Origin of the sequence: Hoylesella enoeca JCM 12259 (assembly GCF_000613405.1) — a bacterium.
Classification (GTDB): domain Bacteria; phylum Bacteroidota; class Bacteroidia; order Bacteroidales; family Bacteroidaceae; genus Prevotella; species Prevotella enoeca.
On record NZ_BAIX01000004.1, the window covers coordinates 68670 to 81252 of the forward strand.

Annotated in this window: 16 protein-coding genes; 8 read left to right on the forward strand and 8 right to left on the reverse strand. The window is 47.4% G+C overall.

Features of this window, described 5'->3' with window-relative positions:
- Nucleotides 1–244 precede the first annotated feature (244 nt).
- Genes JCM12259_RS02490 through JCM12259_RS02500 form a run of 5 tightly spaced genes read left to right on the forward strand, consistent with a single transcriptional unit; the run spans nucleotide 245 to nucleotide 2563 of the window.
- Nucleotides 245–472: a hypothetical protein gene (locus tag JCM12259_RS02490; RefSeq protein WP_025065286.1), complete on the forward strand. Its 228-nt coding sequence runs from the start codon at nucleotides 245–247 to the stop codon at nucleotides 470–472.
- A gap of 26 nt (nucleotides 473–498) precedes the next feature.
- A complete protein-coding gene (locus JCM12259_RS15725) occupies nucleotides 499–858 on the forward strand; it encodes a hypothetical protein (protein WP_148299553.1) in 360 nt (119 codons plus the stop codon).
- On the forward strand, nucleotides 855–1730 hold the full coding sequence (locus JCM12259_RS15730; protein ID WP_051559104.1) for a hypothetical protein: 876 nt from the start codon (nucleotides 855–857) through the stop codon (nucleotides 1728–1730). Before JCM12259_RS15725 ends, JCM12259_RS15730 begins: the two co-directional genes overlap by 4 nt.
- Entirely contained in the window at nucleotides 1694–2125 is a 432-nt protein-coding gene (locus JCM12259_RS16430) for a hypothetical protein (protein ID WP_148299554.1), read from the forward strand. Before JCM12259_RS15730 ends, JCM12259_RS16430 begins: the two co-directional genes overlap by 37 nt.
- A gap of 36 nt (nucleotides 2126–2161) precedes the next feature.
- A complete protein-coding gene (locus tag JCM12259_RS02500; protein WP_025065287.1) occupies nucleotides 2162–2563 on the forward strand; it encodes an HU family DNA-binding protein in 402 nt (133 codons plus the stop codon).
- A 118-nt stretch (nucleotides 2564–2681) separates the two neighbouring features.
- Here the strand turns inward: JCM12259_RS02500 and tnpA are convergent, their stop codons facing one another.
- The gene (gene tnpA / locus JCM12259_RS02505) at nucleotides 2682–3137 is read right to left on the reverse strand and encodes an IS200/IS605 family transposase (RefSeq protein WP_025065288.1); all 456 of its coding nucleotides are present in this window, start codon (nucleotides 3135–3137) and stop codon (nucleotides 2682–2684) included.
- A 382-nt stretch (nucleotides 3138–3519) separates the two neighbouring features.
- On the opposite strand from tnpA, the gene JCM12259_RS02510 reads away from it, so the two are divergent.
- Both JCM12259_RS02510 and JCM12259_RS13440 read left to right on the forward strand, forming a co-directional pair.
- Nucleotides 3520–3741: a DUF4492 domain-containing protein gene (locus JCM12259_RS02510; RefSeq protein WP_025065289.1), complete on the forward strand. Its 222-nt coding sequence runs from the start codon at nucleotides 3520–3522 to the stop codon at nucleotides 3739–3741.
- Between the two features lie 84 nt (nucleotides 3742–3825).
- Nucleotides 3826–4191: a DUF6261 family protein gene (locus JCM12259_RS13440; protein WP_025065290.1), complete on the forward strand. Its 366-nt coding sequence runs from the start codon at nucleotides 3826–3828 to the stop codon at nucleotides 4189–4191.
- 274 nt (nucleotides 4192–4465) lie between these two features.
- On the opposite strand, the gene JCM12259_RS17105 is transcribed toward JCM12259_RS13440, so the two are convergent.
- The 5 genes from JCM12259_RS17105 to JCM12259_RS02530 form a co-directional block, all read right to left on the reverse strand.
- On the reverse strand, nucleotides 4466–4810 hold the full coding sequence (locus tag JCM12259_RS17105) for an FKBP-type peptidyl-prolyl cis-trans isomerase (protein WP_051559109.1): 345 nt from the start codon (nucleotides 4808–4810) through the stop codon (nucleotides 4466–4468).
- Complete coding sequence (locus JCM12259_RS17110) at nucleotides 4807–5109, reverse strand: hypothetical protein (RefSeq protein WP_051559112.1); 303 nt, start codon at nucleotides 5107–5109, stop codon at nucleotides 4807–4809. The genes JCM12259_RS17105 and JCM12259_RS17110 overlap by 4 nt, the downstream gene beginning before the upstream one ends.
- Entirely contained in the window at nucleotides 5106–6650 is a 1545-nt protein-coding gene (locus JCM12259_RS02525; protein WP_025065291.1) for a glycine--tRNA ligase, read from the reverse strand. Before JCM12259_RS02525 ends, JCM12259_RS17110 begins: the two co-directional genes overlap by 4 nt.
- A gap of 490 nt (nucleotides 6651–7140) precedes the next feature.
- On the reverse strand, nucleotides 7141–7452 hold the full coding sequence (locus JCM12259_RS16670; protein WP_159105366.1) for a hypothetical protein: 312 nt from the start codon (nucleotides 7450–7452) through the stop codon (nucleotides 7141–7143).
- A 339-nt stretch (nucleotides 7453–7791) separates the two neighbouring features.
- Complete coding sequence (locus JCM12259_RS02530; protein WP_025065292.1) at nucleotides 7792–9153, reverse strand: TrpB-like pyridoxal phosphate-dependent enzyme; 1362 nt, start codon at nucleotides 9151–9153, stop codon at nucleotides 7792–7794.
- 128 nt (nucleotides 9154–9281) lie between these two features.
- Between JCM12259_RS02530 and JCM12259_RS02535 the strand changes: the two genes are divergently transcribed.
- Nucleotides 9282–10700, forward strand: coding sequence for a sodium:solute symporter (locus tag JCM12259_RS02535; protein WP_025065293.1), 1419 nt, complete (start codon nucleotides 9282–9284; stop codon nucleotides 10698–10700).
- A 226-nt stretch (nucleotides 10701–10926) separates the two neighbouring features.
- On the opposite strand, the gene JCM12259_RS02540 is transcribed toward JCM12259_RS02535, so the two are convergent.
- The gene (locus JCM12259_RS02540; protein ID WP_025065294.1) at nucleotides 10927–11565 is read right to left on the reverse strand and encodes a trimeric intracellular cation channel family protein; all 639 of its coding nucleotides are present in this window, start codon (nucleotides 11563–11565) and stop codon (nucleotides 10927–10929) included.
- A gap of 14 nt (nucleotides 11566–11579) precedes the next feature.
- Entirely contained in the window at nucleotides 11580–12536 is a 957-nt protein-coding gene (locus tag JCM12259_RS02545; RefSeq protein ID WP_025065295.1) for a D-2-hydroxyacid dehydrogenase, read from the reverse strand.
- Nucleotides 12537–12583 lie beyond the last annotated feature (47 nt).

Genomic DNA, 12583 nt, shown 5'->3' on the forward strand with positions numbered 1-12583 from the left:
TAAACAACGGCGTTGCGATGCAAAAGAATTTCGTTTCTCTTGCATCTTTTAACGCTTTATATTTGCATATCTCGGAAAAAGTCTTAACACACACACACACACACATTATACACATGGCGTAATGTAATGTACGCGCGCAGGCGCGAATATACTCAAATTCTTCTTAGAAAAAACTTTTCGTTACTCTTTTTTTCCTTGGCTGGGAGAAAAGGGCAACTATTTTCATGTTATAATTTTAGTCAATATGAACAGAAAACAATTAGAGAGTAGGGCTTATGTGAAGCCCGGAGCAGCAATCTGCGCATTGCAGATAGAGAGTTTATTGCAGACATTAAGCGGTCAGCACAACCCGATTCATCAAGGAGGAACGCACGGTGATGCCAAACAAGGATGGTTTGAAGAAGACGAAGATGGTCTCACCACTAATCCATCGTCAGAAGGAGAGAGTAGCAACCCATTGTGGAAAGAATAAAGACCAACTAAAAGGATGAAGAAACAATGAAAAAGATAAAATTGATAGTGGCAACAATACTGTTATTAACAACAGCTTGCACAAGCGAAGACATGGACAAGAATTGTGATAACACCACGAATAAGGGACTGATAACTTTTGAGAGTGTTGCTATTCCTGCTACGCGCACAACGATGGATCATAGCCAAGGAGCTGGCGCTTCAGCTTTTTGGACTACTGGTGATAATATTTGGGTGGACAACGGTGCTACTCGTATCACGAATACATCAAGCAACATATCAGGTAAGATGCCGCTCGCTGCATTTTATTTCGCCGGCAATACACTCACGGCTAACAGCTATCCTGTCTATTATACAGCAAAGCCAGTACGAAAGGTGACGAAGTGACGATCAAGACAGCTCAAACGCAGTCGGCACCTGGCGATGCGTCGCACATTGGCGAGAGCGGCGATTGCGGTACGGCTACAGCCAGTCGCAATGCACATGGCATCTATAAATTTAGTCTTGATCACAAAGCGGCCTACATCTGTTTCTATCCTCGTTGTGAGAATGCTGCGCTCGGCGCCAACATCTATCTCACCAAGATCGTCGTGACTTCTGATAATGTCATCGCAGGTACCTATGATTTCACTGGTGGTACATTGACAGGTGCCACTCCCACGAGTGGTAGCAGCAACACAATTACACTCACCACAGGGGCAACAAGTTTTCCACTGACCACCACCACAACCAGTGATACTCATAGCGCCTATATGGTCATTGCTCCCGGTACACATACGCTTACGATCGACTATTGGATCAAAGATCCTGTGACCCATGTTGAAGGTGCCATTACCAAAAAACTTTCGGCCATCACTTTCGCTGAAAACACGGTGACAGATCTCACGGCTAACATTACACCCACTGATTACAGCAAGCGTCGCTATTGGGAGTGGGATGCCAAGAAGCATTATTGGGACGGCTACGAGTCGTCGCAACCCATGATGAATGGGCTGTCGAGCACTGATTATCCAAAGTCGAATGCAACACCGCTTGATGAGCGTTCTTACACTGTTTGGGATTGGAATAATCCTATATGGCCAGGAGCAGCAAGTATGTTGGGACCTGCTGCGAGCAATACGGCAGTCACTTGTCCCAGTACTTATGAGACGGCTTGGTATGTTGCTCATGGCAACGCACACTGGATAATGAAACCCTTTGGCAATTCGGCAATCATTTATATATGGGTGGAGTATGGTTTAAGAAGAAAGCATCGATAACGGGATTCAGCGACACAACATATCCCTCCGGCGTATCAGAGTATAACCCAGAAATAAGCCATCCAACAAAGACAGGAAAACCAAATGATGCAGAGACGAATTATTTTTATCTGCCTGCCCTTGGGCAATATGGGACAATGTATGATGGTAGTAGCTCTGAATATATTCCCGCAGGCAATGGTTATAATACAGGTTCAACAATCATGTATTCGGCCATGGGAAATTTAAGTGATTTAGGTATTGTTGGCTATTATTGGCTCAACAGAGCAATTAGATGGTCTGCTTTATATGACAATCCTGTCTCTTTCTTGTCTTTGAAAAATGGAGAAGTAAAACTGGAATATACTTTTTACGGTAATGCCGCTCTTGGTCGTAATTACTGGACAGCAGAGTAAACTAAATAATAACAAACCAATTAAAAATTTACAGTTATGACTATTATTTTCAACAAAGTGCAGCGTAAAAATCCGGCTAAACCGGATGAACCGATGAAGTGGTATCCCGTGCTCCGTCGCATTGACCTGATGGAAGAAGAGGAAGTGACCATTGAGATTGCCGACGAAACTACGCTCAATCCGCGCGAGGCCGGTATGGCGCTCTCGCTGTTCAAGAAAGTGCTGATTCGCGCGTTGCTCAACGGCCGCACCGTGAAGCTCGGCAATTGGGGCACTTTTCGTCTCACCATCACCACCAAAGGTTCGGCCACGGAAAAGGAAGTGACGGCTGACAAAGTGAAGAAGATCAACATCCGCTTCATTCCCGGCAAGGAACTCAAAGAGGCGATTGCCAAAGCACAGCTGCGTGACATCAAGACACTGTCGAAGAAGAAGTAAGATCCTCAACAGAGTTTTATATATAAATCGCCAACCTCCACAGCGAGGTTGGCCGATTTTTAGTTTGTTCAAGACCAACCCCATCGGGGTTGGTCTGTGCCAAACATGCAGTCTGATTTCACAGCCAATAAAACCAGTCATCGGCAGATATACCAGCATTTCTCAATAGCATTTCAAATTCATGGTGTGGGGCCACGCTCCGATGATGCTCCTTTTGATTCGCGATATACCTAAACACAGCATCTCTGAATTTATCGGAAACAGAAAATCCGGCATAACCAGCCTGCCAATAGAAATCGTGATAATACGGCATGTCGCACTCTTTGAGAAAACGTGTGGAGAGCCGCTTTATTTCCTTGATGAATGACGACAACGGAACTTCCGGAGAAAGAGCAATGAGCAGGTGCAAATGATCGCCCGGTCCATTGACTGTCAAGCAAGGACAATTATATGTACTGCACGTCTTTTGTATAACTAGATTAAGTCGATGCTGTTCCTCATCCCTGATCACGGGAGCCGATGCCTTTTTATGAAATACACAATGGATGAGTAGTCGACAGAGTGTTTGTGCCATAGCCGTTTTCTGATGATCTGCACAAAAATGTACTTTCTCCGGGAGAACGACAACTTTTTAAAACTTCTTTTTTGTTATTGGTTGAAATGGATATCGGAATCTACCGCTCGGAGTTCCTTTAAACAAAGGGCTCCCGAGGCGGTGAAAACGAGTTGCCCAACTCGTTGCCGCGAGTTGCCCAACTTGCGCCGGTGAGTTGGGCAACTCACGTCGATGAGTTGCCCAACTGAAAATGATGAGTTGCCCAACTCGCAACAATGGGATTGCCACCTCGAGGAGAAATAAATGGGCAATTTGTATGTTTGAATTTGAATTTTTCCGGAAAAGCACATGGTGATTAGAAAATAATCTATACCTTTGCAGCTGTAAAAATTACAATCTGATGAACAAAAGTAGTTTCGCTTATCGTGTATTCGATCTTTATTACGATGGTTTCAGGCGTATGAAACTGGGCAGATCTTTATGGACCATCATTCTCATCAAGTTGTTTATCATGTTTGCGATATTGAAGTTCTTTTTCTTTCCTAATTTCTTGAAAGAGAAAACACCGAGGGGGAGCGAGGCTGATTATGTTTCGAATGAGTTGATCAACAGGAAGAAATAGCTGTTGGCAGGTTGGAAGAAAAGAATGTTTTATAATTATATCACCTTAGAAAATAAGTAAGTATGATCAATCACCTATTATTAGATGTTACGTCGGGGACGATCGACTGGTCGAGAGGGCGCTTTGGCCGCCGTTCGCCGGTTAGATCGCACGAATAAAGAGTTTGACACGCGCTTCCACACCCGCATCAAAGCCGGCTCAGCATCGCTCGACGTAAAAGAACTTCGCACGGCTGTCGATCGTGCCCTCGATGCCGTCTTGCTGCGCATCAACTCGCTCAACGATCTCGAACCGTCGGCCCCGATTACCAAGCTTATCGAGCAATACAACACATTAGTGGCCAATCGTCAAACATTGTTGAGCGGTCGCGTCGCCACCAACAAAGCACACGCCGAGAAGCAGGCCGAGGAGCTGCGCAAAGAACTCGATCCCGTTAATCCGCAAGTTTGAGCAGGAAAACGCCATCGCCCCCAATGTTTTACAGTTTACCGGCAAGACAAAAGGTTCGGGCAAAGATCGAGTTTACGAATTGGGCTACACCACCGATCCGAAACGAACGATGTGGGTTGTGCGCGAGGAGGACGAGCTGAAAGAAGTGAAAGAGTGAAAAGGAGATTTGAACTGGAAAGGGTGAAAAGATGTTGAGACATGCTTTTCACCCTTTTACTTTGTTTTTTGTTGGGGGGATATTGTTGGCGGTGGTTTTGTCGATAGGCGTGGAATATCACTCCTCCACTTTCACTCCTGCTCGTGAATAGCCGCTGAGCGAAATGTCGAAAATCAATGTGGAATAGGCTGGGACGTAATTGGAGGTGCGCACGCCGTAACCCAATTGGTAAGGCACGTAGACGAGCCAACGATCGCCGATGTGCATGTTCATCAAAGCTGTTGTGAGACCGTCGGACACGCTGTATGGCGTGAAGTTTCGCGTTGCTTTACCAAAGGTGCCATGCACGCCGATATTGATCGACGCCACGGTGTTGGGGTTGAACTCGCCGGCATACGTGCGAACGAATGCATAGCCGTCGGCATAGGAGGTGGAAGGGATTAGGCGGCCTACGCAACTCACGCGGCAGAATCGCTATACAACGGACTACCCGACCCTGTGCCGGCCGTGAGCACCTTGACTGCAATGTGATCGGTGAGAGCGGTTGCCACGCCGTCATTATATGACCAGTTGTGCAACACGCGCCATGTGCCGTCGGCATTGGCCTTTGCCCGCGTATAGATCTCCTTATAATAGGCTTCGTTACGGGCTTGCCAATCCTCAAATTCTGCCTGCGAATCATCTGTTTCGCTGCATGACGACAGCGCCATAGCAGTCCAAAGAACTGCGAAAAGATATACGAGTTGTTTTGTATTCATCATGCTTGTAGTTTCTTTAAAAGGCTTGCAATACTCACTTTGTCTTCGATAATATCCAGGAGGGCCGAAATATCGACGCGCTCCTGCGCCATCGTGTCGCGGAAACGCAGCGTTACTTTGTTGTCTTTGAGCGTGTCGTGGTCCACGGTTACGCAATAAGGCGTACCGATAGCATCCTGCCGGCGATAACGCTTGCCGATCGAATCTTTCTCCTCGTAATGTGTATTGAAATGGAATTTTAATTCGTTGACCACCTCACGTGCTTTCTCGGGCAGTCCGTCTTTCTTCACCAAGGGCATCACCGCACATTTCACGGGAGCCAAGGCAGCAGGAAGCCTGAGCACGACGCGCGTCTCGCCGCCTTCCAACTGCTCCTCTTCGTAGCTATGACACATGATCGAGAGGAACATCCGATCCACTCCGATACTCGTCTCGATGTCATACGGCGTGTAGCTTTCATTGGTCTCGGGATCGAAGTATTTAATGCTCCGGCCGCTGAACTTCTCATGTTGCGAGAGATCGAAATCTGTCCGGGAGTGGATGCCTTCCACTTCCTTGAATCCGAACGGCATCCGAAATTCGATATCGGTAGCGGCATTGGCATAATGGGCCAACTTCTCATGATCATGGAAACGATAGTTCTCGGCGCCGAACCCGAGGGCTTGGTGCCATTTCATTCGCAGCTCTTTCCACTTCCCGAACCATTCCATTTCGGTGCCGGGCTTTACAAAGAACTGCATCTCCATTTGCTCAAACTCGCGCATCCGGAAAATAAACTGACGGGCAACGATCTCGTTTCGGAATGCCTTACCGATCTGGGCGATACCAAACGGCAGTTTCATCCGACCCGTCTTCTGCACGTTGAGATAATTGACAAAGATTCCCTGTGCCGTTTCAGGTCGCAGATAGATCTTATTGGTAGCGTCGGAGAGCGAACCCATTTCGGTAGAAAACATCAGGTTGAATTGCCGCACATCGGTCCAATTCTTCGTTCCACTGATTGGATCGACAATACCTTCATCGAGGATGATCTGCTTCAAGGCTTCCAGATCCGGCCCCTGCATCGCTGCGGTATAACGCTCATGCAGCGCATCGCGTTTCTGCTGATGTTCCAACACACGCGAATTAGTCTCTCGGAATTTGGCCTCATCAAAGCTGTCGCCGAAACGCTTGCGCGCTTTGGCCACCTCCTTTTCGATCTTCTCCTCGTATTTAGCGATCTGGTCTTCGATCAGATTATCAGCCCGATAACGTTTCTTCGAATCACGGTTGTCGATCAGCGGATCATTAAACGCATCGACATGCCCGCTCGCTTTCCATATCGTGGGGTGCATAAAGATGGCAGAATCGATCCCCACGATATTCTCGTGCAGCAGCACCATACTCTTCCACCAATACTCTTTGATGTTGTTTTTCAGTTCGACACCGTTCTGCCCATAATCGTAAACAGCTGCCAATCCGTCGTAAATATCACTACTTGGGAAGACGAATCCATACTCTTTACAGTGCGAAACGATCTTCTTAAAAACATCCTCTTGTGCCATTTCTTTACTTGTCTATTGATGATCATAAACCACGCGACGCATAACAAAAGTGCGCTAAGCCGTCGGTTTTTTTCAAATAATTGTTGCAAAGGTAGCTACTTTTCCCAAATATCCCTGTCTTTTTGCGTTAAATATACTGTCGGTTGCACAAAATTAAATGGATATTATACGGAAAGATTGTTCACAGTCGGACAACAGAACGAGATGAGTTGCTCGGCTCATCAATCCGATAGAAAAAAGCGATGATCAAGAACAACCCAAATCAAACAATTACACGTCCTGATCAATCCGGCAGGAAACGCCACACATTTTCGCCCATTGAGAAGTCATATACTTGTCGGCGAGTCCTATGGGAGTTGTGGGGCACAAGTCGTATACTTCTCAACGGGAGAGATCGGGATCAACAGTCTCTTGTGCCCGTGCTATTGCAGACAGAAGACTAAAAGCTGCTGTAAAAAGTGCGGTTTTCCTATCAATCGTGTTTAAATGGTCAGTTCACTCGTTTATAAACAATAACAACAGGAAAGAAAGGTAACGGATCTATCAGATCTAACGTCAACTTTCTTCCACCGTCAGAGATTTTGTAGCTATAAATATAAGGATAACCTCCCTTGTCAGAGGGCTTCAAACACAGGAAATATTCAGTTATTTCCCCTGTTCTTGTTGTCATCTCTGTTCTAAATACTCCTTGTCTGACTTCACGCTTTCCATCTCTCACAACCGTAGATATATAACTACTATCGGCAGAAAAGTTCATGAAGTCTTCATCCAGTCTTCTGGGGGAGATTTTACTCGTTCCCATTTACCTATAAGTGATTCATTCACCTCGTCATCGCTTGAGCAAGCAAAAAATAATGGCAATAGAAATGCCGCTAAAAGAAATAAAATACTGTGTCGTTTCATTTGTTCTTTGGCTTTTAGTATAAAGGAATATTCATACGTTTGATGGTGAGAGGAAAACCGCAACCGTAGAGCGGTAGATTATGCAGGAATCTCAGGTAGGGGAATCCGCCAAAAGCAATGCAGTCTATACGGAAAGATGCCGCAGACTGCCCTGATATAATATTCAGTTCGCTAATATAGCAATAAAAACAATATGAAACAACTCTCTACGAAAGTTTTTATCTGTAATAACTCTCTCTTACACTTCCGGCACAGCCTCTAAACTTTTGGCGATTTCTTCGTCGGTGATGGTGTAATTGCGCAAGTCACCGTTGATGTAGTTGTCATAAGCCGTCATGTCGATGAGCCCATGACCGGAGAGACAGAATAAGATGGTTTTCGATTCGCCGCTCTCTTTACACTTGCGAGCCTCACGGATCACAGCTGCAATGGCATGACCGCTCTCCGGAGCAGGGATAATCCCTTCGGTGCGAGCGAAGAGGATAGCGGCATCGAAACTTTCCAGTTGCGGAATGTCTACGCCATACATCAACCTGTCTTTGAGGAGCTGAGAGATGATCACGCCCGCACCATGATAACGCAAACCGCCGGCATGGATGTTGGCGGGTTTGAAGTCGTGACCCAACGTGTACATCGGTAATAGCGGCGTGTAACCTGCTTCGTCGCCGAAATCGTATTCGAACTTGCCACGCGTGAGTTTGGGACAACTCGCAGGCTCGGCTGCGATGAATTCCGTTTTCCATCCATCCTTGATATTATGTCGCATAAATGGAAAAGCCAATCCACCGAAATTGCTTCCGCCGCCGAAACAAGCGATCACCTGATCGGGGTACTCACCGGCCAATTCCATCTGTCGCTCGGCTTCGAGTCCGATCACGGTCTGATGCAGAGTCACATGATTGAGCACAGAGCCCAAGGTGTATTTACAATGCGGCGTGGTTGTGGCCAACTCGATGGCTTCGGAGATGGCTGTGCCGAGCGACCCCGGATGATTAGGTTCGCGCGTAATGATGTTTTTGCCGGCACGGGTCGACATTGATGGCGATCCCTCTACTGTGGCCCCAAACGTACGCATAATACTCGATCGGTAAGGCTTCTGCTGTATTGAGATCTTCACTTGATAAACTGCGGCTTCCAATCCGAATACGCTGGCCGCATAACTCAGTGCCGCACCCCATTGCCCTGCTCCTGTTTCGGTGGTGACATTAGTTGTGCCCTCTTGCTTACAGTAGTAACATTGCGGCAGCGCCGAATTGATTTTATGCGAGCCCAAAGGGTTGGTGCTTTCGTTTTTAAAAAAGATGTGCGCCGGCGTGTCGAGAGCTTTCTCCAAGGCATAAGCACGCACCAACGGCGTGGCACGATAATACTTGTATCTGTCGCGCACTTCTTCGGGAATGTCTATCCATGCATGCTCCGTGTCAAGTTCCTGCTGCGAACACGCCTCACAGAAGATATGCGTGAGATCTTCGACAGCAAGCGGTCGGTGCGTTACGGGATTGAGCAGCGGCATGGGTTTGTTTACCATGTCGGCCTGAATGTTATACCACTGTGTAGGAATATCATTCTCCGGAAGAATGAATCTCTTTTGCTTCTCCATAACCGATATATTATAAATTATAAAATGTTTAGTCTCGACTGCAAAGGTAATAAAAAAGAGACGCCCGCATTACGGGAAAAAGTCTAAATGAGATCAAATCGCATTTTTTTGTTATCTTTGCGGCCGTTATGATGATGATATTGACGGTAACGATTTACTTTTGTGCCTTGCTGTTGTTTAGCAAACTGACATCCCGCAAGGCCAACAACGAAACTTTTTATCGGGCTAATCGACGTTCACCTTGGTATATGGTGGCCTTCGGAATGATAGGAGCCTCGATCTCGGGCGTGACTTTTGTATCTGTGCCTGGCATGGTTAACAAAATCGACATGACCTATATCCAGACCTGCATAGGTTTTATTTTCGGTTATTTTGCAGTGGCATTCCTGTTGCTTCCGGTGTATTACCGACTCAATTTGACCAGCATCTATGCCTATCTTCACGATCGATTAGGGCGCCGATCGCATAAAACGGGTTCATCCTTTTTTCTTTTGTCCAAGATGACAGGTGCTGCCGTCCGTTTCTATGTGGTGTGTATCATCCTCCAACGATTCGTTTTCGATGCCGCAGGAGTGCCTTTCGCTGTGACCGTTCCGGTGCTCGTGGCGCTGATATGGCTATACACTCGTCGCGGCGGCATCAAGACATTGGTGTGGACCGATTCGTTTCAAACCTTATGTATGTTTGCTGCACTTCTTCTAATCATATACCATGTGATGGCAGAAATGCACATGAACGCAACCGAAACCATACACGCCATTGGTGCAGACAGCCGCAGTAAGATTTTCGTTTTTGATGATGGGATGTCTACGCAAAACTTTTGGAAACAATTCTTCAGTGGCATTTTCATCGTCATTGTGATGACAGGACTTGATCAAGACATGATGCAAAAGAATCTCACATGCAAGACATTGCGCCAAGCGCAAGCCGATATGTGTACGTATGGATTTGCTTTCGTGCCGGTCAATCTGCTGTTTCTGTCACTGGGCGTATTGCTGTCGATGTTGGCCCAACGCACGGGAACACCGCTCCCTGCGGCCGGCGACGAATTGCTACCCATGTTTGCAGCCACCGGACAACTGGGAAACACGGTGCTCATTCTATTCACGCTCGGCATCGTTGCAGCTTCGTTCAGCAGTGCCGACTCTGCACTCACGGCGCTGACCACCATTTTCTGCGTAGACATTTGCGAACGTGAGGGCGACGAACAACTCCGCAAACGTGCTCATCTGATGATTTCGGCACTGTTTGTCGTGTTTATTTTACTCTTCCGAACGATCAATTCCACCAGCGTTATCGACGCCATCTACATCCTCTGCTCATACACTTACGGTCCGCTTTTGGGGCTTTTCGCCTTCGGATTGCTCACCCAATGCCACACCAACGATCGTCTCGTGCCCATCATTGCAGTGGTTTCGCCCGTGCTATGCTTCATCATCGAGACACTGACACGCCGTTTCACGGGCTATCAATTCGGTTACGAACTGCTGATGCTGAATGGTTTATTGACTTTCCTCGGATTATATCTCTGCGGTGGAAAAAGATAAGTTGACCGAACACCCAACCCTGTTTCGCACAATCATTCATGCTTAGCCCCACGCAACAAACGATTAGTGGCAAGACGATTAACCGTTAGTTGCACGACGATCAACGGTTAAACGCAGCGCAACTAACGGTCTATTGAAACACCGACGCATGATGGAAGGAGAAAGTCTCGGCGTTGTCCGAGGATCAATGCATCATGCATGGGCAATCGATTATTTATTCAAGATGTTATTTCTCTTCGCTTCGCAATAGGGGAAGCGAGATGTGATAACGCACGGCAAAGTAGCGGATAAGACAGATCACGAGAAAAGTGATCACAGCGGCAATACCCACATTCACGTGCATGTGCAGCATAACCCAATATAAAACACCACCGGCTACGCTCGCCATGGCATAAATCTCTTTGTGAAAAATGACCGGCACCTTGTTCAAAAGAATATCGCGGATCACTCCTCCGGCCGATCCCGTGATGCACCCCATGATCACAGCCACCCAAAACGGATGTCCGCAAGCCAATGTCTTCTGCATGCCCGCAATGGTGAAAAGAGCCAAACCGAGCGTGTCGAACACAAACCAAGCATTGTCTAACCGTTTCAGCGAGTGGGCAAAAGTGATGACGAAGACTTGGGCCAACGCCGTACAGACGAGGTAAAGGGCCGAAGTCATCCAAAACGGAGTCTCGCCAAGCATCACATCACGAATCGTTCCGCCTCCGATGGCAACCACGATGCCGCACACAAAACCGCCAAACCAATCGAAATGACGGGCTGCCGCGTGGCGGATTCCAGATATAGCGAACGCGAATGTACCCACAAACTCAATCACTTCTTGTACAATCTTGACAAGATCGGGATTCTCATCTATCATCGTTCAAACAGGGATTAAGGATTGACTACATTCTGCGGCTCACCGTTGATGAATGCTCGGATGTTCTCGGCAGCAATCTGCATCAGGCGCGTGCGGGCTTCAACTGTGGCCCACGCGATGTGAGGCGTGATATAAGCATGCGGTTGTGCAAAGAGCGGATTGGTCTTTGCGGGCGGCTCCTCACACATCACGTCGGCACCATAAGCACCGAGTTGACCGCTCTCCAAGGCTTCGGCCACGTCTTGTTCGTTGACCAAAGCGCCGCGACTCACATTGATCAGGATCGTTCCGGGACGCATCTTCGCCAGCGTCTCTTTGTTGATCATCTCACGCGTGTCGGCTGTCAAAGGACAATGCAGACTCAGAATGTCGCTCGCGGCAAAGAGTCCGTCGAGCGTAGTCTTGCGTATTGAGGCAGGCAGATCAGCTGCATTCTTACTCGTGTAAGCAAAAACATTCATCCCGAAAGCACCGGCTATACGGGCCACTTCGCTTCCGATATGGCCTAATCCGACGATGCCGATCGTCTTTCCGGCCAACTCCGGCAATGCCGTATCCCAATAACAGAAGTCGGGATTGCGTGACCATCGACCCGCGCGACTCTCGTCGGCATAATGATCCACGCGATTGGTGATGTTCAGAAGATGTGCAAACGTCATTTGCGCAACACTATCGGTGCTATAAGCAGGTATGTTCGTGACCACGATTCCAAGCTCTTTGGCTGCCTGAATATCTATGGTGTTAAAACCGGTAGCAAAAACTCCGATATACTTCAACCGCTTCAAAGCCGATAAAACCTTTTTATCCAGAATCACTTTATTGGTGATCAAGATGTCGGCATCAGCTGCATGATCGATTACTTCATCAGGAGTCGTGCGCGGATAAACCGTCAACGATCCTAATTCTTCTAATGGCGCCCAAGACAAGTCGCCAGGATTGGCGCCGTGCCCATCTAATACTACTATTTTCATTTGCTTGATTATTTGTGGTTGATCAACAAGTGAGCAAAAGCATAGAC